Here is a 25,689-nt window from a genome sequence, read left to right as displayed (position 1 = left end):
AACACCCGGCCGAGGTAGGCGGAACCGCCGCGGAACCGCCCAGCCCAGCTGGGTCAGCAGGTGGAGTCCGGGACCGGTGGCCCGTCCTCGGAGGCGGCCGATGCCGCGTGCCGCTCCAGGAAGTCGGCGACCGCGCCGCAGTCGCGATGCGCCCGCAGCGTACGGGCCGTGCCGTCGAGCATCGTACGGATACGGGCCGAACGGACCTGCGTCAGCAGCGTCAGCACCCGGACCCCGGCCGCGGCGGCCTCCTCGGGCGCACCGCTGGCCGCGAGATCGCCCGCGAGCTCCGCGGTGAACAGGGCGATGTTGCGGGTGAAGTGGGGATCCTGCAGCGCTACCGCCCGGCGCGCGTGTTCCACCGCGCGCCCCGCTTCGCCCATGGCCGACCAGCACTGCGCCTGCAGGCCTTCCAGTTCGGCCTCGCCGTAGAACGTCATCCACTCCGGGTCGCCGTCCCGCGGCCCGCCCGCGAACAGCCGCTCCGCCCGGACCAGTGCCTGCTCGCAGCCGGAGCGGTCCGCCAGCCCCGCCCAGCCGCCCGCCTCACGCAGCGCCAGCAGCGACAGCAACCTCGGCGAGGCCAGATGCTTGCCGGCCTGCTGCGCGGCCTGCGCGGCGCGCACCGCCTCGCGTGGACGGCCGGCGTCGCGGGCGAGAAAGGCCGTATTGCAGAAGGCGTGCGCCTCCAGGCCGGCATCGCCGCAGACCCGGGCGGTGGCCAGCGCCTCCGCGTAGTGCGAGCGGGCGTCGCCGAAACGGCCCGAGTCATGCGCCAGCCAGCCGACGGTGATGGCGAGTTCACCCGCCCCGGCGTGCAGCCGGTCGGCCACCGAGCGCCGCTGTACGCCCGCGTCCAGCAACTCGTAGGCGGCGTGCAGCGGTTGGGTGGCGCGGCGGTAGATGCCCTCCGCGCCGTGCCGGTCGTCGAGCAGTCTGATCTGACGGACCGCCTCCTCGACGGCGGCGGCCTCGGCGGCACCGGCACGGCCGCCGGCCGGTACGCGGGGGCCAGGGACATGGGCGGGCGGGGCGGCGGCAGCGGCCTCGATGGGATGCAGGGCGGCAAAGCCCAGGGCCGCTGCCGGGCCGCCGGTGATGAACGCGCGACGCAGCACGTCGCTCTCCTCGCAGATCTGGATACGGGTATCGCGGTGGTCGGGGTCGGTTGCCAGGGGCGCGGCGCTGACCGCCGCCGTACGCGCCCCCCGTCCGCGTACCGCCTCGCGCGGCGCGAAGCCCATGTCGGGCAGCGTCAACCCCGGGAACATGTGCCGGAACACCCGCTCGTAGGCGTAGTTCGGACACCGGATCTCCCCGGACTCGACGCGGCCCACATAGCGGGCGTCGCACGAGACCTGCTCACCGATCTCACGGGCGGACCGTCGGACCGCCGCCGCGAACTCGCCTGGCGACAGCCGGCCGCGCAGCTGTCGGAAAGCGAGGTTCGGGCGGACGGGTACGGTGCGGGACGACGCTGAACTTGCTGCTGGCGACGCCATGGCGGACCCTCTCCGTGCCCTCTCCGTGCCATCAGGTGGCGATGCCGCCTCCTGGCGGTGCGGCGGGATGACCGTACCGGCTGTGATGGCTCCGATACGCACAGTTTGGCTACAAATCGGATATCTCGCGCACGATCTGCCATGAACTGCCATCCTTTGCAGCGTTACGCCGCCGTAGCTGTTGACACGTCTGACCGTTGAAGTCGGTGTAAAGGGTCCGGTGCGTGCAGGAGGAGGGGTTCCCCGTGTGGGAGACCGGCGTGAGCAGGGGTGGCAACGGGTCCGCGGGCCAGGCCGTCGCAGACGGGGCACCGGCCGTACCGGAGCAGTCGTGCGACCTCGTGACGGTGCCCGCCCGGCAGGGGCTGGAAGCCGTCGACATCCTCCGGCTGCGGGACGGCGTCGGCCCGGTGCTGCACGACGGCCCCTGCGACACCCTCGGCTTTGTGGTGCCCGCGGGTACCGCCGCAGGCTGGGACGTGCCGGGCAGCGCGTGTACCCAGACCTCCGGGCGGGGCCTCGCGCTGGGTGCGCTGTGCGGTGAAGGGTCACCGGTGGAGCCGCCGGTGACCGGCACCGGCTGGCTGGTGCCCCCGGAGGGCGCGGGCGCCGCCGCCACCGACCCGGCCGTGCTGCGCGCGGCACTCGGCGAGGCGGCCCGCACGATCGAGGCCGTCGACCGCTGCCAGTGAGCCGGACAGGGGCCGTCCGGCCGGTGCCGGACGACCCCTGACGTGCTGGACGCCTGCGCCCTACGTCCCTTGTGCGGCCGGTGTGCTGTCCCTCGCCGGGCGGGGGATGGTGGTGGCGCCGCGCCGGTCGCCGAGCCGGCGCTGTACGCCGCGCAGCAGCCGCGCCGCGGTGAAGGCCGTGCCGTGCACGAAGCGCATCGACGGGCCGAACGACGGGGCGCTCAGCAGCCCCGCGAAGAACAGCCCGGGCCAGGACGATTCGAAGCCGGAGCTCAGTTCGGGCGCCCGGCTGCCGCCCACCGTCCGCAGTGTGGTGCGCACTTGGGGGACGAGCAGCCGCAGCCGCCCGAGGTCGGTGGTGAATCCGGTGGCCGCGACCACGTGCCGGGTGTCCAGGGTCTCGGTACTGCCATCCGTATGGGTGAGGTGGAGCCGCACCCCGTCGCCCTGAGGGGTCGCCGCCCGGACGCGGTGGCTCAGCAGGACCGGCACCGCGGGCTCGAAGCGCTCCCGCAGCCACCAGGCGCCGGCCGGGCCCAGCGCGGTCTCGGCGATACGTACCCGGGTCGCCGAGGGCAGCCGGCGCACCGCCCAGGGAACCTCCGACCACATCCAGCTCGGCCAGCCGGTGCCGAGCCCGGAGTGCGGGTCACGCAGTGCGCGCAGCCGGCCGCGCTCCAGCGGCTGCGGCGGGCCGTTCCAGCGCAGCCGGTCGGCGCGGGCCACGACGCGGGGCCGGGCGCCCTGTTCGGCGAGCAGGGTCGCGGTCTCCAGCGCGGCCTGGCCGGAGCCGATCACGGCGACGTCCTGGCCGGAGAAACGGCGCAGATCGCGGTGGTCGCTGCTGTGCGAGGCGAGGTCCGGGGGCAGTTCGAGCAGCGGCCAGGGGCGGTTGACGAACGGCATCACACCGACGGCGAGCGCAACGGTCCGGGCCGCGATCCGCTCGCCGGTGTCCGTCTCGACGTGGAAGCCGTCACCGTCCGGGCGTACGGAGGTGACGGTGACGTCTTCGACCTGCGGCACCGCCTGTTCGCCGAACCATCTGCCGTACGCCGTGAAGGTGTCGAGGGGCAGCGGGACGCCGTGCTCGGCGGTCAGGTCGTGGGCGGCGCAGTAGTCGGCCAGGGTGTGGCGGCCGTCCGGGTCGGAGAGGTTGGAGGACCAGGGCTCGGACTTGAGGAGCATGCCGTCGGGCATGTGGTCGCGCCAGGAGGCCATCGGCCGGCCCAGGACCCGCAGCCGCAGTCCGGCCGCCGCCGCATGCGCGGCGATCGAGAGTCCGTAGGGGCCGGCGCCCACCACCACGAGGTCGTACATGGAAGTTCCCTGCTCTTTCTCTTTGTACGGTGCGGGTTGTGCGGTGCGGGTTGTGCGGGGTGGTGCGATTCGGGGGTGCGGTTCCCCCGCCCCTCAAGGCCGTTGGGGTGCCCCGAGTGGTTGGGCGGGCTCCGGGCGGGAGGGGAGGGCGGCGCTGTCCGGTGGGGTGGTGCGCCCGCGGTGCGCGCCCTTGCGCAGTCCGCTGTGCAGCCACGATCCGGTCATGGCGAGGAACGGCAGCGGATCGTCCGCGGCGAACCACGCCCGCTCCACCCCCTGGCGCCGGGCCCGTGCGGTGCCCGGCGGGCGGGCCGCGGGGCGTTCGGCGAAGGCCGTGGCGACGGCGGAGAGCAGGGCGTAGTTCTCGGCGCGGAAGAGCCGCCCCGGGGCGCCGCGCGCGAACGGCACCGTGCGGCCGGTGAGGTCCAGGTGCAGTGCCCGGACGACATCGAGCCCCGAGGACGGGTCGGTGAAGAGCCGGAACTGGGCGCCGGGCCGGGGGTTGAAGTCGAGGAGGTGATAGCGGCCGTGCGCGTCCCGGCGGAAGTCCAGGTCGAGGATGCCTCGGTAGTCCAGATGCCCCGCCAGCCGCAGTGCGGCCCGTTCGACCTGGGGGTTGGGCAGCCAGCGGCCGACCGCGGTCAGGCCCGTACCGCGCGGCCAGGCGCGTTCCTTGCGGCCCGAGCCGCCGATCAGACAGGCGCCGCCGCGGGTGAAGCAGCCGTGGAAGAACCAGTCGGTGTCCGGGCCGCCGGCCAGCCGGCGCTGCAACAGCAGGGCGCTGCCGGCGCGTTCGGTCAGCCCGTATAGCCGGCGGGCGTCGTCACGGGTGCGCACCAAGGTGGTGCTGCGCAGCCCGGCGGACGGGGGCAGCAGCCACGGACGGCTCCACTTGGCGACGAGCGGCAGCCCCAGTTCCTCCGCCGCGTCGGCGGCCTGCTGGGCGTCGGCGGGGACGGCGGTCGCCGGGTGCGGCAGGCCCAGTTCCCGGCACAGCAGGGCGAGTTCGGCCTTGTCGGCGAGCCGCTCGGGCAGGTCGGCGGGCTGGGCGGGGAGCAGATAGCGGCCCAGCAGCCGGCCGGCGAGCCGGGCCGCGGCGATCGCGCCCCGGTCGTCCAGGGGGATGAGGACGGCGGGCCTGCCGATGCCCTCGGAGACCGTGCGCAGGAAGTCCAGCAGCGGGCCGTGTGCCACCGGTCCGGGCGGGAGTTCGTACATCCGGTGCAGATACCGCGACCGGCCCACCGGGCCGCGCGCCGATGCGACCACGGCGTGCACCTCGATTCCCGCCCGGCCCAGGGATCTGACCGCGCCGAGGGTGCCGTGGTGAAAGGGGTTGGTATCGAGCCGGAGCAGCAGTACGGGCACATCGGTGTCGAACGATGACATGGCGCGGAGCCCTTCACTTCCATGGACCGTGTGGGGGACGGAATGCGCTAATGGGCTATCCGAATGCGTTCGGGCCGCCCGTACGGGTTATCTGCTGATTACCGTCGTGGGATCAGCGCGCCGGACCGCGGGCTTCCCCGAAGGAGTCAGAATGTCCCAGCGAAGCCGGAGACTGACGGGCGCCGCGCTCGGGGCGATCGCGATGTGTCTGCTCGCCGCCGGCCATTTCGTCTCCGCCACCGACCGCATCGGCGGTACCGGGGAGGGACGGAATCCCGGACCGCCACCCGCCGCTGACGTTCCGCTCGCGCCGGTTGCGCTGGGCGCCTTCCTGGGATCCGACGCGGAGGGCGTGCGGCGGCTGACCGGTCTGCAGCGCTGGCTCGGCGGTACGGAGGTCCGGGTCGGCCACACCTATCTTCCCGGCGGCCGCTGGGCGGACATCGAGGGAGAGCCGGAGTTCCTGCGGCCGTGGGCGCAATGGCGGCGCGCCGCGGCGGGCCGGATGTTCGTGCTGAATGTGCCGATGATGGAGCGCAACGAGGCGCGGCTGCCGGATGCCGAGGTGCGCCGGCTGCTGCAACAGGCCGCGGCCGGCCGCTTCGACGGGCATTTCCGCACGCTGGCCCGGCATCTGGTCGACGCAGGGGTGCCGGACACCGTGATCACCCTCGGCTGGGAGATGAACGGCATCACCTACACGCATCGCTGCGCGCCTGATCCGCACGCCTGGAAGGTGTACTGGAACCGGATCGTCACCGCGATGCGTTCGGTGCCCGGACAGGCATTCCGTTTCGATTTCGCGCCGTCCCGGGGGATGGATGCGATCGGCTGGACCGCGTGCTACCCCGGCGACGGGGTGGTGGACATCGTCGGCATGGATTCCTATGACCAGCCGGCCGGGGAGACCTTCGACGAGATGATTCACCAGCCGTACGGGCTCCAGGCTCAGGCGGATTTCGCGGCCGCGCACACAAAGCAGATCTCGTACCCGGAATGGGGACTGTTCCGTAACGGCGACAATGCCGAATTCGTCACGCGCATGCTGGCCTGGATCGCCGAGCACCGACCGCTCTACCAGACGATCACCGACTACTGCCCGCACGGGGTGTGGCAGTGCCGGAAGAATCCGCGCGCCGCCCGGGCCTTTCGCGCGGCGCTGCACAGCCTGCCCGCGCCCACCCCGGCCCCCACGCCGCCCGACGGCCCGCCGGCCACGCCGGTGCCCACTCCCGTCCCGGCGCCCACGCCGGCTCCCGCCCCGTCGCCGTCCCGGCCGGACTGTGTTCCCGTCGGCCTCGGGGAGCGCATCGAGCGCCCGTCCGGCGTCCGCGGGGCGGGCCTGCGCGTCGACACGATCCACCAGCCGCTCGGCAAGAAGGAGTGAGCCCGGCGCGGCGGATCGCCGCGGGCCCGTGCACCGGAAGGTCATCGCCTGGTCGCGCCCTTCGCCTGCCAGGTGTTCAGCCGCGCCCGCAGCCCGTGCAGCGGGGTCAGCCGTTCGCGGACCACGTCGGCGGCCAGCGCCCGGCCGGTCACCTGCGCCGCGTGGAGCCGCAGCGCCGGCGCCAGCGCGCGCCGGGACAGCAGCAGCCGCTGATTGGTCACCGGCACCGGGCGCCAGTGCTGCTTGTACGGCTCGGTGCCGCGCAGCAGGCTGAGCGCGCCGCGGCCGGTGTCGACGACATGGCGGGCGTCATGGCGCATCAGCATGGTGGTGATGTCCACCTTCCGCTCGCGCAGTTCGGGGTGGGCGCCGAAGAGATAGCCGCCGGCCAGGTCGGCGGACATCAGCATGATGTCGGCGGCCATCACCCGGCCGTCCATCCGGTACTCGGTCAGCACCGCCTCACCGCTGCCGACCATCTCCCGGGTGGCGCGCACCAGATGAGCGGCGAACCGGGGCCGCAGATGCTCCGGTGTCACGCCCCGGCCCTGCCACTGGAGCCCGTGCAGATACAGCATGTGGTGTACCGAGGCGGGCACTTCCCGGGCCGGTACGGAGTGTTCCTCGATGCCCAGCGCGTCGAGCTTGCGGAGCTTGGCGCGGACCCGGCGGGCGCGGGAGCCGGCCAGCCGCCCCAGCAGTGCGTCCATCGGCACCCCGGGCAGCTCCAGACAGACCGAGTCGTCGAGCCTGCGGCGCGGGCCGGGCCAGGCCGCGTACAGCCGCTCGGCGGCCGCGCCGGGCCGCACCTCGCGCAGATCCACCAGGGCACCGCGGGCCGCCCGGTGCAGCCCGGCGGCGAGCGCCTCGGCCGCCGGGCCGGGGCAGGAGTCGTCCAGCAGGACGTCGGAGAAGTCCGAGATGGAGCCGCCGAGCGGCACCAGCACCGGCAGCGGACGGTACGTCAGCATCAGCGGCGCCGCCGCCACCAGCCGCCCGGCCCGGCGCACCAGAACGATGCGCAGCCGTCCCGGCGTCCCGTACGACAGCCACCACGACGACAGCCAGGAGTGGCTCTGGAACGGGGTGGCGGCCCGGCAGTTGCGGTGCAGCGCCCGCCAGTCGGCGGCCAGCGCGGCGAACCGCTCCGGGTCCCGGCACAGCGTCGCCGACAGCGGGACGGCCGTGGTGGCCTCAGGGCGCCCGGCGGCACCGGCGGCCCCGGCGGTTTCCGGGCGGGCCGGCCGGTGCGCCGGGGCCGGCACCGTCGAGGGCGCCCGGTCCGCGGTCCGCCGGGCCGTCATCGCACGGAGTCCTCGGCCGCCGGTACGGCGCCTGAGGCGGCCGCGGCATGCGCCGGTGCCGGAACCGCCCCGGCGTGCCCCGTCCGCTGCCGCTCCCGTGACGGCCGTACGAGCAGCAGCAGACCGCCCAGCAGACCGCCCGCGCAGGCCCCCACCCCGGTGGACAGCGGCGCGGACGGCGACGCCGGGGCGGCCGGGGCCGAGGCGCGGGAGAAGACCAGGAGCTCGGCGCCGGTGCGGGCGGCGGTCCCGTTGCCCGTCCTGGCCAGCGAACGGGCCACCGCATTGGCGAGCACCGCCGAGGTGCGCGCGGACCGTGCGGTGCCGGTGATCTCGATCATCGGGGCGTCCGGCGAGGTCATCGTGCGGACCCCGCCGCGCAGCGCGCCGAGCGGTACGTGCGCGGCCCGGTGCGCGTCGGCGAGCACCGCCCCACTCGTCGCGACCCGGCCGTACGCCTGGGCGAAGCCGAGTGCGGCCGCCGGGTCGGAGCCCTTGGCGGGGACCACCACGACGTAGCTGGTCGCGGCGTACTCCGGCGGCTGCAGCAGCCCGTACGCCGCGCCGCCGGACGCGCCGAGCAGGGCGCACAGCGGCAGCGGCCACCAGCGGGGCAGCCGGCGCCACCGGGCCCGGAGGCGCCCGCGCGCCTGCCGCGCGCCGGGCCCGGACCCGAGGGCCGCTCCTCGTCCCCTCTCGGCGCCCGCGGCCGCTCCCTGTGCTTCCCGCGTCTCTCTCCGCGCGGATGTGGCCATGGCGGTGCCTACCTGTTCGAGAGCGGGGACGGGTCGGGCGACCGGGACGGATCCGGCAGCGACACGGCGGCCGCGGGGAGCGCCGCCGAGCGGCCCTGCGGCGGGGGCACCGCCGCGGGGCTCCGGTGCCGCGCCGGGGCGACGGCCACCGCCTGCTCGTACACGGACATCAGCGCCTCGGCGCTGCGGGCGATGTCATAGCGCCGCACCACCGGCGGGACCGGCAGCCGCCCCGGCCCCAGGCGCCGCAACTCCCGCAGGGCGGTGGCGAGTTCATGAACACCGAGGCTGAAGTGGCGGGCGCCGGGGGCCTGGTCGGCGGGCAGTTCGTCGACCGCCGGGCAGCTGCCGTAGAGCACATGCAGCCCGGACCCGAGCGCCTCCAGGACTGCCAGCCCGAACGCCTCCTCCGGGGAGGGCGAGACGAAGACGTCGATGGCCGAGAGCAGGCCGGGGATGTCGGCCCCGTCGGCTCCTCGCCCCTCGGTTCCCCGCCCGTCCGCCGCTCGCCCGCCGAACGCGGCGTCGACCGCCCCGTCGCGCTCGCCCAGCAGATGGATCCGGTCGCCCGAGCCGAACTGCTCCGCCATCCGCCGCAGCATCTCCCGCTCCGGCCCCGCGCCCGCCAACAGCAGGTGCACACCCGGTAGTTGGGTCACCGCCCGGACCAGAACGTCGAACCGCTTGCCGGGCACCAGCCGGCCGACGCCGCCGACCACGAACGCGTCCAGCGGCAGCCCCAGCCGGGTGCGGACCAGGGCCCGGGCGGCCGGGTCGAAGGCAAAACGGTGCGCCTCGATGCCGTTGGGCACCACATGGATCCGCTCCTCCGGTACGCCCCAGCGGCGCAGCCGGGCGGCGACGGTGTCCGAGACGGCGACCGTCGCCGTCCCCAGCCGTTCGGTGGCCCGGTAGAGCGTGCGGACGCCACGGGTCAGCCGGCGCCCCTCGATGACCGCATCGCCCAGCGAGTGCTCGGTGGCCACCACGGTCCGGACGCCCGCCATCCGGGCGGCGATCCGGCCGTAGACGCAGGCCCGGTAGAGGTGCGTGTGCACCAGGTCGTAGCCGCCGCCGCGGATCAGTCCGGCGAGGCGGGGGAGCGCGGTCAGATCCCGGTTGCCGGTCATACCGAGGTGGGTGACGGGAGTGCCGTCGGCCTCGATGCCGTCGGCAACCGGGCCCGGACGGGTCAGGGTGATGACCTCGCAGTGCGCGGGCAGCCGGCGCAGCAGCAACCTCAGCTGCTGCTCGGCGCCGCCCACGTCGAGGCCCGTAATGACGTGCAGAACCTTCACCGGATGCCTCCTGGGGTAGCGGCCGGGGTGGTGGTCTCGTCGGGGGGCAGCGCACGGCGCCGCAGCGGGTGCAGGGCGCGTTTGAGGTGCAGCCGCCAGCAGGTGTCCGCGGCGCCGATGTGGACCCGCGGCAGGGCGTACCGGCCGGTCAGCGGGCCGGGGTCGATGGCGCAGGCGTAGCCGAAGCCGGCCGCGCGCACCGCCGCGATCGCCCGGCCATCGACGGCGCCGTACGGATAGCAGAAGCCGTCCGGGGCCCGGCCGGTCAGCTCGGCGAGCCGCCGCCGGCCGGCCGCGGACTCCCGCGCCAGGGCGGTGTCGTCGGCGGCGGTCAGGTCCTGGTGCAGCAGCCCATGGGAGCCGACCTCCATACCGGCGTCCGCGACGGCGCGGATACCGGCCTCGGTCAGCAGCGGTTTGCGGGGACCCAGCGGGTCCCAGGCGTTGTCGCCGCCGGGCCTGCCGGGCAGCACGAACACCGTGGCGGTGCAGCCGTGCCGGCGCAGCAGCGGCAGCGCGCCGGTCAGGAAGTCGGCGTAGCCGTCGTCGAAGGTCAGCCCGACCAGACCGGCGTCCCGTCCGGCGGCGCGGGCGCGCAGCAGTTCGCCGACGCCGACGCCGCGCAGCCCGCGCTCCCGCAGCCAGCGCAGCTGGCGGTCCAGCCGGCCGGGGGAGACGGTGAGGCGGTACGGGTCCTCGGTGGCCTCGGCGACCGAGTGGTACATGAGCACCCACGGCGGGGCGCCGCGGCCGTGGCGGGCACGGCGGGCGGCGGGCACGGGCGCAACGGCGCGGCAGGGCGCCGGATCAATGGACATGGGCGAGCTTTCCTTTGACGGCGAGGAGCAACTGCCGGACCTCGGGGGCCCGAACGGCGAGGGCGGTGCCGGCGAAGACGGCGGGTACCAGCAGCGCACCGGCCGCCGCGCCGGGCAGCGGCGAGGCGGACAGCGCCGCGAGCGGGCCACCGGCCGCCGCGGCCACGGCGGCGGCGAGCACCAGCCGCCCGAGTCCGGCGGCGACCCGGCGTACGTCCAGGGCGAGGACCCGGGTGCCGAGGCCGCGCAGCAACAGCAGTGCGGTGGCCGTGATGCCGGCCGCGTTGGCGGCCACGATGCCGTGGACGCCCCACCACCGGACCGCGCACACCCCGGTCACGACGGTGATCAGCAGTCCGGTGGCCATCGCGGCGGCCGGGTACCAGGTGGGCCGGGCGGCGGCGAAGAACGGCCGGATGAGCGCACCGACCAGGCTGTGGCCGAGCAGCCCCAGCGCGTACACCCGCAGCACCGACGCGGTGGCCGCGGTGTCCGCCGCGGTGAACGCCCCCCGCTGGAAGAGGATTTCGATGATCTGCGGCGCACAGGCGATCACATACGCCCCGCCCAGCAGCACCACCAGCCCGGCCAGCGTCAGATCCCGCTCCACCCGGTGCCCGGCCGTCGCCGTCTCACCGTCGGCGACCGCGCGGGCCACCACGGGGAAGGTGATGGTGCAGATCATCAGCGAGAGCACCATCGGCAGCTGGGCGACTTTCTGCGCGTAGTTCAGATGCGAGATGGCACCGGCCGGCAACGAGGAGCCGAGGAACCGCTCGACCAGGACCTGGGACTGCCGGCCCAGCGCGAAGCAGACGACGGGGGCGAGCAGGGGGAGGCCGAGGAGGGGGGAGTGGGGGAGCGGGGGCCGGGAGCTCTCCCCCGCCCCCTCCCCCTCTCCCCCTTCGGGGGAGGGGGCGGGGGGTGGGTTCGGGGGTGGGGGGGTGTGCCGGCGTCGTTCGCGCCCCGGCAACTGCCGTACGAACGCCGGGAGCTGTACGAGCACCATCAGTACGCCGCCGAGCGCGACCCCGGCCGCGGCGGCCCGCACCCCCCACGCGGAGTGCAGCGCCAGCGTGGTCCCGATGATGCCGAGGTTGTACGCCACGTAGATCGCGGCGGGTGCGGCAAAGCTGCGGTGGGCGCGCAGCGCCGCGCTGAGGTAGCCGGCGGTACCGAAGGTGAGGACGGTCAGCGCGGTCAGCCGGGTACAGGCCACGGCCGGGGCCGGGGCGGCGAGTCCGGGCGCCAGCAGCCGGACGAGCAGCGGAGCGCCGAGCGCGAGGAGCGCGGAGCCGCAGGCGAGCGCGCCGAACAGCCGGGGGAAGGTGGCGGTCAGCAGGGCCCGCACGGGGTCACGGCCGTCGCCCGGCAACGCGCGGGCGCCGTCGGCGGCTTCGGCCCGTGCGGACAGGGCCTGACTGAACGCGGGGATCAGCAGCAGCGCCATGGCGTCCTCGATGAGCAGCGTGGCCGCCGTCTCGGGCACGGTCCAGGCGACCAGGAACGCATCGCTGTCACGGCCCGCGCCGAAGAGATGCGCGAGCGTCTGGTCGCGCAGCAGGCCGCACAGCGAACCGGCGGCGGTCAGCAGCGCGGTGATCGCGGCGGCGCGGGCCAGAACGCGGCCGAGCGGGCCGGGGCCACCGGGCGGTGCGGGACGGCCGGGACGGGCGGGCGGGCAGGGGCAGGCGAGGACGCCCTCCTGGCGTACGGAGGCGGCCGTCCGGCCCGGCAGCGCCGCCACGCCCGCCCCGTGTCCGGCGGTGGCATCCGGCGCGGTCGCGCCCGACGCTGCGGCGTCCCGCATCCCTGCGCCCCGCGCCGTGGCGTCCCGCACCTCTGCGTCCCGTGCCCTCATGTCCCTCATCGCGTCGCCGTCCCGACGCCCTCGGGCTCCGGTACCGGACCGGGCTCCAGCGCCCACCAGCCGGCCAGCCCGAACAGCACCGCGCTCAGCACCGTCGAGGGGCCGCCGATGTCGGACGAGAGGAAGTCGACGGCTTGCCAGACCAGCAGACCGATCGCGACCGGACCGCAGTCCGCCGTGCCGCAGTCCGCCGGGCCGCAGTCCGGGGCGCCCACGCGCCGCCCGGCCACCGCCCGCCGGCGGACCCGCCACAGCCTCCGCAGCCCGCACACCAGCAGCGCCGCCCAGCTGCCCACCAGCGCGGTGGCGCCGATCAGCCCCTGCTCGCCGAGGGCCAGCAGATACATGTTGTGCGGTGAGAGCAACGGCTCGCGCCGGAAGGCCACTCCGGCGCCCGCGGTGTCGCCGCCCGAGGACAGACCGAGCGAGGCGTGACCGTCGCGGTGGACGGGGAACTCCTTGAGGCCGACGCCGGTCAGCGGGTGGTCGTGCCACATACCGGCCGCGGCGGCCCACAGGGTGTACCGGTCGGTGACCGACCGGTCCGGGGCGTCCGAGACCGCGGTGATGCTCGCGAGCCGCTCGCCGAGCAGGGCGGAGCCCACCCCCGCCCCGCCGACCAGCACCACCGCCAGCGCGACCAGCACCGCCAGCGCCCCCGCCGCCACCCGCGGCCCCGCCAGCAGCAGGACGACGCCGACGGCCACCGCGGTGGCGATCCAGGCGCCCCGGCTGAACGACAGCGTCAGCGGAAGCACCAGCGCCGCCGCGCTGCACAGGGCGGCCGGCCGCACCCATCCCGGCGCGTCCGCGGCCGGCGCAAGGCCCAGCGCCAGCGCGGCCGTCAGGCCGTACCCGACGACCGTGGCCATCCCCATGACATCCAGCGGACCGAACGTCCCGACCGCCCGGATGTCGTGCCCCATATAAGAGGCACCCGTCGCGGTCAGATACTGATGGACACCGATCGCGCCCTGCACCAGGGCCAGCAACACCAGCGACCCGGCCATTACCCGGAAATCCCGTGCGCTGCGCAGCGTCAGCAGCAGCGCGGCCGGCACCAGCACAAAGATCTGCAGATGACGGACGAGGCCCGGCAGGCTCGCCGCCGGGTCGCCGGACGTGACGGTGGCCAGCGCCAGCCCCGCCACCGGCGCGCCCAGAACGAGCGCGGCCGTCCGGCTCAGCGGCCGGGCGCGATGCCGCAGCAGACGGAGTGCGCAGCAGACCACGAGCACGGCGGACGCCACATCCGCCGGGGTGACCTTGCCGAACGCCGTGACCTCGGCGCTGCCGGCCGGTGCGCACAGCAGCACCACGGTCGCCGTCGCCGGGAGAAGCGGTGCCCGGTGCACCGCCGGCGCCCAGGACCGGACGGCCGTACGCCACGGCCCCGACAGCGCGGACGCCGGCGCACCCGCGCTCATCCGCCCTCCCGCCGCACCAGCGAGGCCACCGTGCGCAGCATGATCCGGATGTCCTGCCACAGCGACCAGCTGTCGATATAGAGGTTGTCGAAGCGGGCCCGGTCCTCGACGGAGGTGTCGCCGCGCAGCCCGTGCACCTGCGCAAGTCCCGTGATGCCCGCCGGCATCCGGTGCCGGGCGCCGTACTCCGGGTAGGCCTGGGTGAACTGCCGGACGAAGAAGGGGCGCTCCGGGCGCGGCCCGACCAGGCTCATATCGCCGCGCAGCACGTTCCACAGCTGCGGCAGCTCATCCAGCGCGGTCCGCCGCAGCAGCCGGCCGACCCGGCTCATCGGGGCGTCGTCCGCCACGGTCCACCGTGTCGCCTCCTCGTGCGCGTCGCACGGGTGCAGGGTGCGGAACTTCAGCAGGGTGAAGCTGCGCCCGCCCCGGCCGATACGTTCCTGCCGGAAGAGCACACCGGGCCCGTCGGCGAGCCGTACCGCGAGCGCACAGCCCAGCAGCACCGGGGCCGCGACCACCAGCGCCGGGCCGGCCAGCGCGAGGTCCAGGGCCCGCTTGCACCGGCCGCCGTGCCGTGGCGGGGCGGTGTCCAGCCGCCGGCAGGCGAAGCCCCACAGCTGGTCGGTGCCCGCATGCGGCGGGCGGCCCTCGCGGGCGGCCGCCGCGCCGGCCAGCCAGATCGCCGAGCCCTGGTCGATGAAGCGGCGCAGCAGCGCGGCGGTGTGCGGATCGCCGTACGGCGACAGCGTGAACACCGCGTCCCGCACGGTGTGCTGGATGACGGCCCGGGTGATGTCCTGCGCGGAGGTGAGCCGCGGCAGCCTCCCGCGGGCCGGGGGCGCCTCGGGCCCGCCGGGCGGCAGCGACGCCGGCGTGACCACGCCCACCGGGCGCATGCCGTACTCGGGGTGGGCGTGCAGCACGGCGGCCAGCTGCCGGGCGGCCGGGTCGGTGCCGACGATCAGAGTGGCGCGCGGACGGCGGCGGGCGGCGTTGCGGTGCGCCCGGTGGACCGTGGCCCGGCCGCCGCAGACCAGCAGGGTGTGCGCCGCCACCGCACCCGCCAGCAGGGCGGCGGTCAGCGCCTGCCCGGGATGCACGGCGGCGAGCACCGCGGCCGCCGCGCACCAGCAGACGGCGGCACGGCCCAGCAGCGCCGGCAGGTCGTGCAGCACGTTCGGGGCGGGCCCGGGACGGTAGAGACCGGCCTGGGAGTGGAGCAGCAGCAGGCCCAGCACCATGGCGGCGAGTGCCGCCGGCGCCGTACCGGTCCCGAGGACGAGCAGCGCGGTGCCCGCGGTGGCCAGGCCGTCGGCGGCCATCAGCGGGACGACGGTCCGACGCCGTACGCCGCGGCCGGGCCGGGGCGGGGGCAGGGTCTGCAGGCCCGGCCCACGGGGCGGGTGGACCGCGGCGGCCGTCGGCCGGGGGACCGCCGACGGGGGAAGGACCCGGGCGGAATGGGGCGCGTCCGCGCTCTCCGTCGTCATCTGCTGAGCCGCTCCCTGCTCTCCGGGCACGCCACACCGAGCAGTTCGCGGTACAGCCCGAGGACCGCCGCCGCGGTGTGCCGCACGTCGTACGCCGCCCGCATGTGCTCCAAGGCGCGGTGGCCCAGCGCCCTGCGCAGCTGAGGGCGGGTCAGCAGACCGCATACGGCCTGCGCCAGGGCGGCCGGATCCATGGGCGGCACCAGACAGTGCGGGGCGGCCCCGGGCGGCAGGCTCTCGCGGGCCCCGCCGACATCGGTGAGCACCACGGGGCGGCCACAGGCCATCGCCTCCAGAGGAGCCAGCGCCATGCCTTCCCAGCGTGACGGAAGGACGACCAGATCCGCCGCCCGGTACCAGGGGACGGCGTCCCGTGCCGCGCCCGCGAAACGCACACCAGGGGGTGCGGCCGCATGCAGCAGCTCCCGGTCCGGGCCGTCGCCGACCAGGACCAGCCGGGCGTCCGGGACGGCCGCGACGACCGCGGGCCACGCCCGCAACAGCGACAGCTGCCCTTTTTGCGTGCACAGCCGTCCCACGCACACCACCAGTGGCGCCTCCGGCGGCAGATCGCCGAGCGCGGGCAGGTCGCGGCGCAGCGCCCGCCGCGTCGCCTCCTCGCGGTACGCGGGCATACAGCGGTCCAGGTCCACCCCGTTGCGGATCACCGCCCACCGGGCCGGCACCCCCGCTTCGACGCCCCGCAGCCGCTCCGCCTCGCTCACGCACAGCACCCGGTCCGCCCAGCGCGCGGCGTAGCGCTCCCAGCCGAGCGCCAGCCGCGCCGCCGTCCCGCCGACCGCCTCGAAGGACCAGGCGTGCGGCTGATGGACCGTCGGGATCCGGCCCCGGACGGCCAGACGGGCGGCGAGCCCGGCCTTGGCGCTGTGCGCATGGACGAGGTGCGGGCCGGCCTGCCGGATCAGCCGGGTCAGCCGTCCGGTCTCACCGGCGAGCGCCGGGCCGGGGGAGCGGCGGGCCGGCCAGGAGACCACCTCGGCGCCCGCCGCGGCGGCGCCCCGGTGCAACTCGCCGCCGGGCGGCGCGGCCACCACGGTCCGCAGTCCCGCCGCCACCTGGGCCCGCACCAGGTCGGTGACGACCCGGGCGACCCCGCCGTCGACGGGCCGGGAGACATGGAGAACCGTTGGCCGCTCTTGGCACTGCAGGTCTTGTGGCAGCACGCACTGCTCCCCTGATTGCCGAGCTGACAGAAGTCTCTGCGGGAATTGCCGGGGCGCGCCGCTCAGCGGCTGGTATCGGTCTGGAGGAAGAGCGCGCCGAGCAGATATCCCGGACTGCGGGTGGTGAAGCGGAAAGTGAGCCGGTCGCCGCCGGACCGCAGCGCGGGAGTGATGTCGAATACGTCGGAATCAAATCCGAGAGTGTTGCGGTAGGCGGGCAGCCGCTTCGTCTGCCGGCCGAATTCGGTGATCGTCGAGTTCATCACGTCGTTAGCCGGATTGGCGGTATCCCGCACCTTTTGCACGTGGTGCCGGCCCGCCCGGACGGCGAGCGCGTCATTTCCACGGCCCCGGTCACCGTCGTACGCCACCACACCGGCGAGGCCATGGGAATGAGCCGGGATATGCAATCCATTCAGCCGTACCGAAAAGCTGCGACGGTCCGGCCCCAGCGGCTGGAAGCCGTCCCACAGGGCGATTCTGCGCAGCGGCTGCTTGCTGTTCTCGTAGGCGGCCACCAGTGTCCAGCCGCCCCAGGCACCGGCCGGGGAATGGCCCATCGCGGCATTGATCTGGGCCACCGTGTAGGCGCCCGCTCCGCTCTTGCGCACCAGCCGGGTGACGTCCGCCGAGGCCTGGAAACCGTCGGTCGCGGAGGTGGTGCGGTGGCCGGTGAGGGTGTCGGCGCGCACCTCTTTGTACCGGCCGCCCTGCTCGGCGATCAGCACCCGGCCGTTGTCCTTGGCGGGCTTCTGCTCGCCGGCCCGCAGGTTGCCGCCCCAGTACAGCCGGGCGTAGCTCACCCGGGAGCCGGCCGGGATCCGCAGGTCCGCACTGCTGGAGTTGTAGGTGTGGGCGTCGGAGTCGACGTCGATGTACGCCATCCGGTAGTGGCCGTTCAGGCCGGCGCCGCCCTGCTGCACCGCCGCGCACGGGGTGGCCGCGCGGCGGAACGCCGTCCTGCAGGTGACTGAGGAGTTGGCCGCGCGCGTGACACCGCCGTGCTGGGTCACGTGATAGCGCTCGTGGAAAGGAATTCGCGCGGATTCCTTGGGAGTCGGCGCGGCTGACGCCGAAGACAGGGCGGCGGACAATGCCAAGGAGGTCAGTGCGCATACGACGCCGCGCGCTGTGCGGTCCATCGACTTCCGCATGTCTTCCTCTCCGACTTCAATCAGTCAAACTGGAGAGCACTCTGACAGAAATCATGTTGGAAACCGCGGCAGGCACGCCGGATCCCCGTCGGGATTCCGGTCAGCGGAATACTAACTCCGCCGGCGCCACCCTCTTACTGCCAGAAGGGCTAACATTTTCCCGGACGGGGGAACATCCGCACCCCTGACTCATTTCGCTCGTTGTGACCGGTTGCCCCATTCACGAACTGAAAGGAGAATGGGATGAAGCGGTTTGTTAAGACCGCCGCAACGGCTGCGGTCGGCTGTGCCATCGTGCTAAGTGGCGCAGGCGTCGCATCAGCCAGCGGGGACGGCCACCACGGTCGCCACGGTCGTTACTATGACAACGAGCGTTACCGCAACGATCACCGGAATCTCTTCAGCCACCGGAGCGGTGCCAATGCCGCGGGCTTTGCCGCCGGCTCCCCGGGCATCCTCAGCGGCAACAATGTCCAGGTTCCGATCAACATCCCGATCAATGTGTGCGGCAACAGCCTCAACGTGCCCGGGCTGCTGAACCCGGCCTTCGGGAACGTCTGCATCAACAGGTGACCCGACGCCGGTCCGCAGGATGTCGGGCCGGCATGGGTCGTAATGTGCAGTTGGCGGATCGCCCCTGACCTCGGTCACGGGCGGTCCGCCACTCTGCCTCGTACGTCCGGGCGCCCCACCCCGGCCGTCCGGCCGGAAGTACTTCGCTGACCAGCGGATATGGCCTTCGGGGCAGGGGCCATACTGGAGGGCATGGCGAAGAGCAGACGCGGACGCGGCGGACCGGAATCCGTCACGGAGACGGTGGACGGCGGGCTTGCCGAGCTACGGCCCGACCGGGACCGGCCGCGCGGCTGGACGCTGCTGATCGACGGTGCCCCGCAGTCCCATGTGGACCTCGACGACCCGGCTTATCTGGACTTCTCCTATCAGCGGCGGCTCGGGCACGTCGCCGACCTGGCCGGGCCCGCGGGCAAACCGCTGCGCGTTGTCCATCTCGGCGGCGGCGCCCTGACCCTGGCCCGCTATGTCGCGGCGACCCGCCCGCGGTCCACCCAGCAGGTGGTGGAGCTCGACGCACCGCTCGTCCAACTCGTGCGCCGGCAGCTGCCGTTGGACAGCGGCTGGCGGATACGGGTGCGCGGCGGCGACGCCCGCGCCGGCCTGGCGAAGATCCCGGACGGCTGGGCTGACCTGATCATCGCCGATGTCTTCGGCGGTGCGCGCACACCCGCGCACCTGACCAGCACCGAATTCCTGACGGAGATACACCGGGCGCTGCGGCCCGGCGGGTTCTACGCGGCGAACCTCGCGGACGGGCCGCCGCTGCGGTTTCTGCGCGGCCAGATCGCCACGGCCCGTACGGTCTTCCCCGAGCTGTGTCTGACCGCCGACCCGGCCGTACTGCGCGGCAAGCGCTTCGGCAACGCCGTTCTGCTGGCTGCCGACGGGCAGCTGCCGGTCGCCGAACTGACCCGGCGGGCGGCCACCGATCCGCAGGCCGGACGGGTCGAACACGGCCGGGCGCTGCTGGACTTCACCGGCGGCGCGGCACCGGTCACCGACGCCACGGCCCTCGCCTCACCGGCCCCGCCGGCCGCGGCCTTCGACTGACGCCGGGCCGCGTCGCGCGGGCGGGTCTACGTCCCGTGGTCGCTGGTCTGCACGGTCGGCGGATGGCCGTTCCAGGTGCAGAACACGGACGTATGCGAGGTACCGCCGGAGAAGTCGACCCGGATCCACCCGTCCTGCTTCCACACCTGCATCTCCCAGCCCGAGTTCGGGGTCGCCGACACCAACTCGGCGGACCGGCCGTCCATGTCGAAGACCACCCGCCCGCCCGCCGTGGCGTAGCTCTTGACCCGGCCGTCGGAGGCCGAGCCGCCCGGCGAGGTGGTGTTCGGGTACTGCGACCGGGGGGTGCCGCTGGCGGACGGGCCGGCCGGGCGTGACGGTTTGCCGTCGGCGGGCGCCTGGCTGTGGGCGGGTGACCGGGACGGCTTGGGGCGGTGGGTGGAGGAGACGCGCGGTGCGGCGCCGTCGTCCTGCCGCCCCTTTGCCGAGGCCACCTGGTCGGAGATCGGCAGCGCGCGCGGGGCGTCGTACGCCGTGCCGGACAGCACGGTGTGCACGCCGAACCACGACAGGGTGACCGCGGCGCCGGTCGCCAGCGTCCAGGCCGCCGCGTGAACCAGTCCTCGTTGCATTCGGCTCATACTGCACCACCGGCCCGCCCCGTTGCAGCCCGTCCAGCACGCCGGAGTGCGCCCTTGCGGCGTCAGCCTCGGGCGAAGAACCTCGCCCGAATGGCGTACGGTGCCGCCCATGGCACGTGTGCTCGTCGTCGAGGACGACCAGTTCGTACGTTCGGCCCTCATCCGGCATCTGACCGAGGCCGCCCACACCGTACGCAGCGTCGGAACCGCTCTGGAGGCGCTCCGCGAGGTGGCGCACGTCGGCTTCGACGTCGTCATCCTCGACCTCGGCCTGCCCGATCTGGACGGGGGCGAGGCGCTGAAGATGCTCCGCGGAATCACCGATGTCCCGGTGATCATCGCCACCGCCCGGGACGACGAGGCGGAAATCGTCCGGCTGTTGAACGACGGTGCCGACGACTACCTCACCAAGCCGTTCTCCGTCGAGCACCTCTCGGCCCGGATGTCGGCCGTACTGCGCCGCTCCCGGGCCACCGCGGCCGGCGCGGAACCGCCCTCACGAGTGATCCGGGTCGGCGGACTGTCCATCGACCCGCTGCGCCGGCAGGCCGAACTGGACGGCGCCGCACTCGATCTGACCCGCAGGGAATTCGACCTGCTGGCCTTCCTCGCCGGGCGTCCCGGCGTCGTCGTGCCCCGCAGGGAACTCCTCGCCGAGGTCTGGCAGCAGTCCTACGGCGACGACCAGACCATCGACGTCCATCTGTCCTGGCTGCGCCGCAAGCTGGGCGAAACCGCCGCGAAGCCCCGGTACTTGCACACCCTGCGGGGCGTCGGCGTGAAGCTGGAGCCACCGCGGTGAGCGTCGCGCGCGAGGCCGCCGGGCCGCAGAGGACGGCGAGAGCTGCACTTCTGCGCCTCGCGGGCGGAGAAGCGAAGGATCAGACACAGTGAGATGGGCCCTGGTCAAGGTGGCGCTGGCGGTCACCGCCATGGTCGTGGTCGCGTTCGCGGTCCCCCTCGGACTGGTCGTCAAGGAGCTGGCCCGCGACCGCGCCTACTCCAACGCCGAGCGGCAGGCCGCCACCATCGGCCCGGTCCTCGCCATCACCACCGACCGCACCCAGCTGGAGCGCGCCGTCGCCAGCGCCGAGACCGGTCCCGGCGGGCGGATCGGTGTCCATGTCCCGGCGAGCGGCAAGAACGGCAAGCCCGCCGAGATCGGCTCCCGGCGCGCCGCGCAGCGGGATGTCGAGGCCGCCGCGAAGCTCGGCCGGGCCTCCATCTCCCCGGTCTCCGGCGGCTCCTCGCTCCTCCAGCCGACCGCCGTCGCCTCCGGCATCGCCGTCGTCGAGGTCTTCGTCCCCGACGCGGCCCTCACCAACGGCGTCACCACCTCCTGGGTGGTGCTCGCCGGGGTCGGCCTCGCGCTGATCATCGGCTCGGTCGCCGTCGCCGACCGGCTCGGCACCCGCATGGTGCGGCCCGCGGAACGGCTGGCCGGCGCCGCCCACGACCTCGGCAAGGGCAAGCTCGGCGTCCGCGTCCCGGAGGACGGCCCCAAGGAACTGCGCTCCGCGGCCAGCGCCTTCAACGCCATGGCCGACCAGGTCGTCCAGCTGCTGGCCAACGAGCGCGAACTGGCCGCCGACCTCTCGCACCGGCTGCGCACCCCGCTGACCGTCCTCCGGCTCAACGCCGCCTCGCTCGGCGACACTTCGGCCGCCGAGCAGACCCGGGCCGCCGTCGAGCAGCTGGAGCGCGAGGTCGACCAGATCATCCGCACCGCCCGTGAGCAGAAGGCTCAGACCCCGCAGGCGACCGCCGCGGCCGGCTGTGACGCCGCAGAGGTGATCCGCGAGCGGATGGGCTTCTGGTCGGCGCTCGCCGAGGACGAGGGCCGTACCGTACGCATCGCCGGCGCGGACCGCCCGGTACGCGTCCCCGTCGCCCGCCCCGAACTCGCCGCCGCCCTGGACGCGATGCTCGGCAACGTCTTCCGCCACACCCCCGAGGGCACCGCCTTCGCGGTCGACGTCCACAACGCGGAGGAGGCGGTGATCGTGCTGGTCTCGGACGCCGGTCCCGGCATCGCCGACCCGGACGCGGCACTGCGCCGCGGCTGGTCGGGCGGCGGGCGGGGGCACCGACCGGCGGCAGCCGGGGGAGGCTCCACCGGCCTCGGCCTGGACATCGTGCGGCGGCTGGCCGAGTCCACCGGCGGCGATGTGCGCATCGGCCGCTCCGTCCTCGGCGGCACCGAGATCCGGATCTGGCTGGCGCTGGACGACCGGCGCGCCCGCCTCGGCACCCGCCGCGGCCACCGGCTGCGCCGCACGCTGCGCACCCGCGGGCGGCGGGCGGCGCGCACCGGCTCGTAGGGGGTGTCGTCACACTCCCGGGGGCGGGTCCGGCGGGGCCGACTCGTCCGGCGGGTCCGGCGGGTCCGGCGGGCCTGACGGGTCCCATGGGGCCAACGAGTTCCGGTGGGTCCGGCGGCTCCGACGAGTCCGGCGCCCGTCCGGCGCACGGGGCTGCGGGACGGCTCCGGGCCGGGGGCTCTTAACCACCCCCTTCCGCTGCCTTAAGGCGGACATAATTCTGCCAACCGCCGTACCGATCCCGGCATTTGTCCGTTTCGCTGCCGCTAGCGTGCGGGACGCACCACGGTGCACCCCAGCCCCCCATGTGACGACAGGCAGGCACGAGATGAGTTCCTCGGCACACCGCCGGCGCAAGAGCCGCACCACCAAGCTGATCGTGAGCGGCGCGGCCGCCGTGGTCGCGGCCGGCGGCGCCTTCGCCATCGCCGGTTCCGCCCTGGCCGCCAAGGCGCCGCGGACCACCGGCACCGCACAGGCAGCGGCCGGCTTCGCCCCGTACGTCGACACCTCGCTCGCCCCCGCCTACGACCTGGCCGGCACCGCCCAGAAGACCGGGGTGAAGAACTTCAACCTGGCGTTCGTCACCTCCGGCGGCGGCTGTACCCCCAAGTGGGGCGGCTCCGGCGAGCTCGGCAACGACCCGGTGGCCCAGCAGATACCCGCCCTGCGCAAGGCCGGCGGCGATGTCCGGGTCTCCTTCGGCGGCGCCACCGGCTCCGAACTCGGGCTGGTCTGCGGCTCCGCGGACGAGCTGGCCGCCGCGTACGGCAAGGTCATCGACCAGTTCAAGCTCACCAAGGTCGACTTCGACATCGAGGGCGGTGCGCTGCCCAACACCGGCGCCAACACCCGCCGCGCCCAGGCCATCACCCAGCTCCAGAAGAAGCACCCCGGCCTGGACGTCTCCTTCACCCTGCCGGTCCTGCCCGAGGGCCTGACCCAGGACGGGGTGAACCTGGTCGCCGACGCCAAGAAGAACGGCGTCAAGATCTCCGCCGTCAACATCATGGCGATGGACTACGGCCCCTCCTACAACGGCGACATGGGCACCTACGCGACCCAGGCCGCCACCGCCACCCAGGGCCAGATCAAGAAGGCGCTCGGCCTGAGCGACGCGGACGCCTGGAAGACCGTGGCCGTGACCCCGATGATCGGTGTCAACGACGTCCAGAGCGAGGTCTTCAAGACCGACGACGCCACCGAACTGGTGAAGTTCGCCAAGGACAAGCACCTGGCCTGGCTGTCGATGTGGTCCGGGACCCGCGACAAGGCCTGCCCGGGCGGCGCCGGCAACTCCGCGCAGCCGACCTGCAGCTCCATCGAGCAGGGCCCGCTGGACTTCACCAAGGCCTTCGGCGCGTACACCGGCTGACCCCCACCGGCGGCCCGGGCCCCCAACCGGGCCGCTCGCCCCAGAGGCGGGGCGCAGCGGGATATTCCCCCCACCGCTGCGCCCCGCCGTCCGCCGTCCGCGCCACAACTCCCTTACGCGGCACGTCCTCAGCCCGCACCGCTGCGTACGGCCGTGCGGAACGCGATCGGGGTGGTGCCCGTCTGCCGCTGGAAGAACTTGCTGAAGTTGGTGGCGTCGTCGAAGCCCAGCCGGTCCGCGATCCGGGCCGCGGACTGATCGCCGTGCGCCAGCAGCCGCTTGGCCTCCAGCACCACCCGCCGGTCGATGAACTCCTTGGCCCCCACCCCCGCGGAGGCCTCGGTGGCCCGGGAGAGGGTGCGTGGCGCATAGCCCAGCGAGCGGGCGTAGTCGGCGACCCGGCGGCTGCGGGTGAAGTCCCGCTCCACCGCGTCCCGGAAGCGCAGATAGGTCGCGCCCGCCGCACAGGACCCGTCCCCGTCCGCCTCCCCGCCCGGATACGCGGCCCGCAGCACCAGTACGGCCAGCAGATGCCGCAGCACGTCCAGATGGATCTCCAGCGGCAGCCCGCCCAGCGCCCCGAACTCCCCGTGCAGCTGCCGCATCGCCTCGTCCACGCCCCGGGCCGCGGCGCCCTCGGGATGCCGTACCGGCGGCCCGTACCAGTCCTCGACCCGGGCCGCGGTCGCGGTCGCCGGGTCCAGGAAGCCGGCCTCGAAGAGCACCAGCCGCCCCTTCGCGCCCGTCAGATCACCGAAGTGCTGGACCTGCCCCGGGCGCGACCACAGCAGATCGCCCGGCGCCAGGACGTGCTCCCGGAAGTCGACGCTGTGCACCAGCCGGCCGCCGTCCAGGAGCAGCAGATGGTGGAAACCGGGGCGGTGCGGGGTGGACAGCTGACAGGCGTCCGCACGCGCCCGCAGCTCCGCGAGCGTCATCACCTCCACGCCCCTCGGCCGCCCGGCCGGCGCGGAGAACGCCACCTCCGGGATCTCCGGAACGGGCTCCCCGCCCTCCTGTCGCTTTTTGACCATCGCTGGTCCCCTCGCTACCCCAAAATGTCCCGCTGGTCCCCCTAGCGTAGAAGACGTCAGCGCGGCAGCTGACGGAAAACGGAAGTCCTTGCCCGGACGCACAGAACAGCTGGGAGACCACCATGTCCACGATCGCTCTCTTCGGGGCCAACGGCACCATCGGTAGCCGCATCCGCCACGAGGCCCTCCGGCGCGGCCACCGGGTCACCGCGGTCGTCCGCGACCCCGCGAAGATCACCACGACCCATCCGGACCTGACCGTGACCACCGGCGACATCCTCGATCCGGCCGCCGTCGCCGCCGCGGCCAAGGGCCAGGACGTCGTGGTCAGCGCGGTCGGCGGCGGCGACGGACCGGGCCATGTCGCCACGATCAGGCCCGCCGCCGAGTCCCTCGTCGCCGGTCTGCGCACCCTCGGCGACACCGCACCCCGGCTGATCTCCGTCGGCGGCGCCGGCTCGCTGCGTACCCCGGGCGGCACGCAGGTCTGGGACACGGAGGGCCTCCCCGAGTTCCTGCTGCAGATCATGCACGCCCACGGCGATGCGCTGGACTTCTTCCGGTCCGTCTCCGATGTGCGCTGGACCAGCCTCAGTCCGGCCGCCACCATCGAGCCCGGTGAGCGCACCGGCAGCTACCGGACCGCCCTCGACGAGCTGATCACCGATGCCGAGGGCACCAGCCGGATCACCGCCGAGGACTACGCCGTCGCCGTCCTCGACGAGATCGAGCAGCCCCGCCACCTCGGCGAGCGCTTCACCGTCGGCTACTGAGCCGCGGCACCGGCTCCTTCTCTCTACGCCCCCATAACGACAAGGCCCCCGACCTGAGGTCGGGGGCCTTGATGTGGGGTGAGTAACGGGACTTGAACCCGCGACATCCTGGACCACAACCAGGTGCTCTGCCAGCTGAGCTATACCCACCATGACCGGTGCTGTGTGGTTCTTTTTCCCCACCGGCTGAGAAAAAGTGTACAGGGTCCCAAGGGGTGCTCGCGCCCAGATTTCGTGTCCCGGGACCGAGGGCGTGGGGTGGGGGGGGGGGGGGCCGCCCCCCCCCCCCCCCCCCCCCCCCCCCCACCCCGGGGGGGGCGCCCCCCCCCGCGCGGACGATCTGGTGCGCGGGGAGGCTCTGCGGG

The 25,689-nt window shown here is 74.3% G+C and carries 21 protein-coding genes, 1 tRNA gene and 1 pseudogene; 8 read left to right on the top strand and 15 right to left on the bottom strand.

The window, feature by feature from the left end; genetic code table 11:
* Positions 1-53: 53 nt before the first annotated feature.
* Complete coding sequence (locus tag ACGFWI_RS14590) at positions 54-1,502, bottom strand: tetratricopeptide repeat protein (protein WP_393906308.1); 1,449 nt, start codon at positions 1,500-1,502, stop codon at positions 54-56.
* Between the two features lie 260 nt (positions 1,503-1,762).
* On the opposite strand from ACGFWI_RS14590, the gene ACGFWI_RS14585 reads away from it, so the two are divergent.
* Positions 1,763-2,194, top strand: a complete 432-nt coding sequence (locus tag ACGFWI_RS14585; protein ID WP_393906307.1) for a hypothetical protein — start codon at positions 1,763-1,765, stop codon at positions 2,192-2,194.
* Positions 2,195-2,254: 60 nt separating this feature from the next.
* Here ACGFWI_RS14585 and ACGFWI_RS14580 read toward each other — a convergent pair whose 3' ends face one another.
* Together ACGFWI_RS14580 and ACGFWI_RS14575 are read right to left on the bottom strand one after the other, a co-directional pair.
* Positions 2,255-3,514: an NAD(P)-binding domain-containing protein gene (locus ACGFWI_RS14580; RefSeq protein WP_393906306.1), complete on the bottom strand. Its 1,260-nt coding sequence runs from the start codon at positions 3,512-3,514 to the stop codon at positions 2,255-2,257.
* 93 nt (positions 3,515-3,607) lie between these two features.
* Positions 3,608-4,903 carry an ATP-grasp domain-containing protein gene (locus tag ACGFWI_RS14575; RefSeq protein ID WP_393906305.1) on the bottom strand — a complete coding sequence of 432 codons (1,296 nt, stop codon included), beginning with the start codon at positions 4,901-4,903 and terminating at the stop codon, positions 3,608-3,610.
* A gap of 151 nt (positions 4,904-5,054) precedes the next feature.
* Here ACGFWI_RS14575 and ACGFWI_RS14570 point away from each other — a divergent pair, with 151 nt between their 5' ends.
* Positions 5,055-6,290 (top strand): glycoside hydrolase family 26 protein, encoded by a 1,236-nt coding sequence (locus tag ACGFWI_RS14570; RefSeq protein WP_393906304.1) that lies wholly within the window; start codon positions 5,055-5,057, stop codon positions 6,288-6,290.
* A gap of 41 nt (positions 6,291-6,331) precedes the next feature.
* Here the strand turns inward: ACGFWI_RS14570 and ACGFWI_RS14565 are convergent, their stop codons facing one another.
* The 9 genes from ACGFWI_RS14565 to ACGFWI_RS14525 all read right to left on the bottom strand — a co-directional run bounded on the left by ACGFWI_RS14565 (position 6,332) and on the right by ACGFWI_RS14525 (position 17,593).
* Positions 6,332-7,594, bottom strand: a complete 1,263-nt coding sequence (locus ACGFWI_RS14565) for a GNAT family N-acetyltransferase (protein WP_393906303.1) — start codon at positions 7,592-7,594, stop codon at positions 6,332-6,334.
* On the bottom strand, positions 7,591-8,349 hold the full coding sequence (locus tag ACGFWI_RS14560) for a lipopolysaccharide biosynthesis protein (RefSeq protein WP_393906302.1): 759 nt from the start codon (positions 8,347-8,349) through the stop codon (positions 7,591-7,593). The genes ACGFWI_RS14565 and ACGFWI_RS14560 overlap by 4 nt, the downstream gene beginning before the upstream one ends.
* Positions 8,350-8,357: 8 nt before the next feature.
* A complete protein-coding gene (locus ACGFWI_RS14555) occupies positions 8,358-9,647 on the bottom strand; it encodes a glycosyltransferase (RefSeq protein WP_393906301.1) in 1,290 nt (429 codons plus the stop codon).
* Positions 9,644-10,465, bottom strand: coding sequence for a polysaccharide deacetylase family protein (locus ACGFWI_RS14550; RefSeq protein WP_393906300.1), 822 nt, complete (start codon positions 10,463-10,465; stop codon positions 9,644-9,646). Before ACGFWI_RS14550 ends, ACGFWI_RS14555 begins: the two co-directional genes overlap by 4 nt.
* Positions 10,455-12,326 (bottom strand): lipid II flippase MurJ, encoded by a 1,872-nt coding sequence (locus ACGFWI_RS14545; RefSeq protein ID WP_393906299.1) that lies wholly within the window; start codon positions 12,324-12,326, stop codon positions 10,455-10,457. The genes ACGFWI_RS14550 and ACGFWI_RS14545 overlap by 11 nt, the downstream gene beginning before the upstream one ends.
* 5 nt (positions 12,327-12,331) lie before the next feature.
* Positions 12,332-13,762: an O-antigen ligase family protein gene (locus tag ACGFWI_RS14540; RefSeq protein ID WP_393906298.1), complete on the bottom strand. Its 1,431-nt coding sequence runs from the start codon at positions 13,760-13,762 to the stop codon at positions 12,332-12,334.
* On the bottom strand, positions 13,759-15,255 hold the full coding sequence (locus ACGFWI_RS14535; protein ID WP_393906297.1) for a sugar transferase: 1,497 nt from the start codon (positions 15,253-15,255) through the stop codon (positions 13,759-13,761). The genes ACGFWI_RS14540 and ACGFWI_RS14535 overlap by 4 nt, the downstream gene beginning before the upstream one ends.
* On the bottom strand, positions 15,252-16,439 hold the full coding sequence (locus ACGFWI_RS14530; RefSeq protein WP_393906296.1) for a glycosyltransferase family 4 protein: 1,188 nt from the start codon (positions 16,437-16,439) through the stop codon (positions 15,252-15,254). Before ACGFWI_RS14530 ends, ACGFWI_RS14535 begins: the two co-directional genes overlap by 4 nt.
* A 62-nt stretch (positions 16,440-16,501) precedes the next feature.
* Positions 16,502-17,593 carry a hypothetical protein gene (locus ACGFWI_RS14525; protein ID WP_393906295.1) on the bottom strand — a complete coding sequence of 364 codons (1,092 nt, stop codon included), beginning with the start codon at positions 17,591-17,593 and terminating at the stop codon, positions 16,502-16,504.
* A gap of 243 nt (positions 17,594-17,836) precedes the next feature.
* On the opposite strand from ACGFWI_RS14525, the gene ACGFWI_RS14520 reads away from it, so the two are divergent.
* Entirely contained in the window at positions 17,837-18,166 is a 330-nt protein-coding gene (locus ACGFWI_RS14520; RefSeq protein WP_393906294.1) for a chaplin, read from the top strand.
* A gap of 192 nt (positions 18,167-18,358) precedes the next feature.
* On the top strand, positions 18,359-19,219 hold the full coding sequence (locus tag ACGFWI_RS14515) for a spermidine synthase (protein ID WP_393906293.1): 861 nt from the start codon (positions 18,359-18,361) through the stop codon (positions 19,217-19,219).
* A 26-nt stretch (positions 19,220-19,245) separates the two neighbouring features.
* Here the strand turns inward: ACGFWI_RS14515 and ACGFWI_RS14510 are convergent, their stop codons facing one another.
* On the bottom strand, positions 19,246-19,821 hold the full coding sequence (locus tag ACGFWI_RS14510; RefSeq protein WP_393906292.1) for a hypothetical protein: 576 nt from the start codon (positions 19,819-19,821) through the stop codon (positions 19,246-19,248).
* 109 nt (positions 19,822-19,930) lie between these two features.
* Here ACGFWI_RS14510 and ACGFWI_RS14505 point away from each other — a divergent pair, with 109 nt between their 5' ends.
* The 3 genes and pseudogenes from ACGFWI_RS14505 to ACGFWI_RS14495 form a co-directional block, all read left to right on the top strand.
* Entirely contained in the window at positions 19,931-20,623 is a 693-nt protein-coding gene (locus ACGFWI_RS14505) for a response regulator transcription factor (RefSeq protein ID WP_393906291.1), read from the top strand.
* Between the two features lie 88 nt (positions 20,624-20,711).
* Positions 20,712-22,142, top strand: a complete 1,431-nt coding sequence (locus tag ACGFWI_RS14500; protein WP_393906290.1) for an ATP-binding protein — start codon at positions 20,712-20,714, stop codon at positions 22,140-22,142.
* A 484-nt stretch (positions 22,143-22,626) separates the two neighbouring features.
* Positions 22,627-23,517, top strand: a pseudogene (locus ACGFWI_RS14495) (chitinase); the annotation flags it as partial.
* Between the two features lie 128 nt (positions 23,518-23,645).
* Here ACGFWI_RS14495 and ACGFWI_RS14490 read toward each other — a convergent pair.
* The gene (locus ACGFWI_RS14490; protein WP_393906289.1) at positions 23,646-24,551 is read right to left on the bottom strand and encodes a helix-turn-helix domain-containing protein; all 906 of its coding nucleotides are present in this window, start codon (positions 24,549-24,551) and stop codon (positions 23,646-23,648) included.
* Positions 24,552-24,673: 122 nt separating this feature from the next.
* On the opposite strand from ACGFWI_RS14490, the gene ACGFWI_RS14485 reads away from it, so the two are divergent.
* Positions 24,674-25,324, top strand: coding sequence for an NAD(P)-dependent oxidoreductase (locus ACGFWI_RS14485; protein ID WP_393906288.1), 651 nt, complete (start codon positions 24,674-24,676; stop codon positions 25,322-25,324).
* 74 nt (positions 25,325-25,398) lie between these two features.
* On the opposite strand, the gene ACGFWI_RS14480 is transcribed toward ACGFWI_RS14485, so the two are convergent.
* Positions 25,399-25,474, bottom strand: a tRNA-His gene (locus ACGFWI_RS14480).
* Positions 25,475-25,689: the final 215 nt, after the last annotated feature.

The organism is Streptomyces sp. NPDC048434 (genome assembly GCF_043200375.1).
Taxonomy (GTDB): Bacteria; Actinomycetota; Actinomycetes; order Streptomycetales; family Streptomycetaceae; genus Streptomyces.
Note: the sequence above shows the minus strand (reverse complement) of the source record. Positions and strands in the feature narration are given on the sequence as shown.

What these genes read in the sequence shown, in the direction of transcription:
- ACGFWI_RS14575 (WP_393906305.1), bottom strand. Translation starts at nt 4,903, where the DNA reads ATGTCATCGTTCGACACCGATGTGCCCGTACTGCTGCTCCGGCTCGAT.
- ACGFWI_RS14485 (WP_393906288.1), top strand. Translation starts at nt 24,674, where the DNA reads ATGTCCACGATCGCTCTCTTCGGGGCCAACGGCACCATCGGTAGCCGC.
- ACGFWI_RS14570 (WP_393906304.1), top strand. Translation starts at nt 5,055, where the DNA reads ATGTCCCAGCGAAGCCGGAGACTGACGGGCGCCGCGCTCGGGGCGATC.
- ACGFWI_RS14535 (WP_393906297.1), bottom strand. Translation starts at nt 15,255, where the DNA reads ATGACGACGGAGAGCGCGGACGCGCCCCATTCCGCCCGGGTCCTTCCC.
- ACGFWI_RS14545 (WP_393906299.1), bottom strand. Translation starts at nt 12,326, where the DNA reads ATGAGGGCACGGGACGCAGAGGTGCGGGACGCCACGGCGCGGGGCGCA.
- ACGFWI_RS14505 (WP_393906291.1), top strand. Translation starts at nt 19,931, where the DNA reads ATGGCACGTGTGCTCGTCGTCGAGGACGACCAGTTCGTACGTTCGGCC.
- ACGFWI_RS14490 (WP_393906289.1), bottom strand. Translation starts at nt 24,551, where the DNA reads ATGGTCAAAAAGCGACAGGAGGGCGGGGAGCCCGTTCCGGAGATCCCG.
- ACGFWI_RS14525 (WP_393906295.1), bottom strand. Translation starts at nt 17,593, where the DNA reads ATGCGGAAGTCGATGGACCGCACAGCGCGCGGCGTCGTATGCGCACTG.
- ACGFWI_RS14515 (WP_393906293.1), top strand. Translation starts at nt 18,359, where the DNA reads ATGGCGAAGAGCAGACGCGGACGCGGCGGACCGGAATCCGTCACGGAG.
- ACGFWI_RS14520 (WP_393906294.1), top strand. Translation starts at nt 17,837, where the DNA reads ATGAAGCGGTTTGTTAAGACCGCCGCAACGGCTGCGGTCGGCTGTGCC.
- ACGFWI_RS14510 (WP_393906292.1), bottom strand. Translation starts at nt 19,821, where the DNA reads ATGAGCCGAATGCAACGAGGACTGGTTCACGCGGCGGCCTGGACGCTG.
- ACGFWI_RS14565 (WP_393906303.1), bottom strand. Translation starts at nt 7,594, where the DNA reads ATGACGGCCCGGCGGACCGCGGACCGGGCGCCCTCGACGGTGCCGGCC.
- ACGFWI_RS14550 (WP_393906300.1), bottom strand. Translation starts at nt 10,465, where the DNA reads ATGTCCATTGATCCGGCGCCCTGCCGCGCCGTTGCGCCCGTGCCCGCC.
- ACGFWI_RS14560 (WP_393906302.1), bottom strand. Translation starts at nt 8,349, where the DNA reads ATGGCCACATCCGCGCGGAGAGAGACGCGGGAAGCACAGGGAGCGGCC.
- ACGFWI_RS14540 (WP_393906298.1), bottom strand. Translation starts at nt 13,762, where the DNA reads ATGAGCGCGGGTGCGCCGGCGTCCGCGCTGTCGGGGCCGTGGCGTACG.
- ACGFWI_RS14590 (WP_393906308.1), bottom strand. Translation starts at nt 1,502, where the DNA reads ATGGCGTCGCCAGCAGCAAGTTCAGCGTCGTCCCGCACCGTACCCGTC.
- ACGFWI_RS14580 (WP_393906306.1), bottom strand. Translation starts at nt 3,514, where the DNA reads ATGTACGACCTCGTGGTGGTGGGCGCCGGCCCCTACGGACTCTCGATC.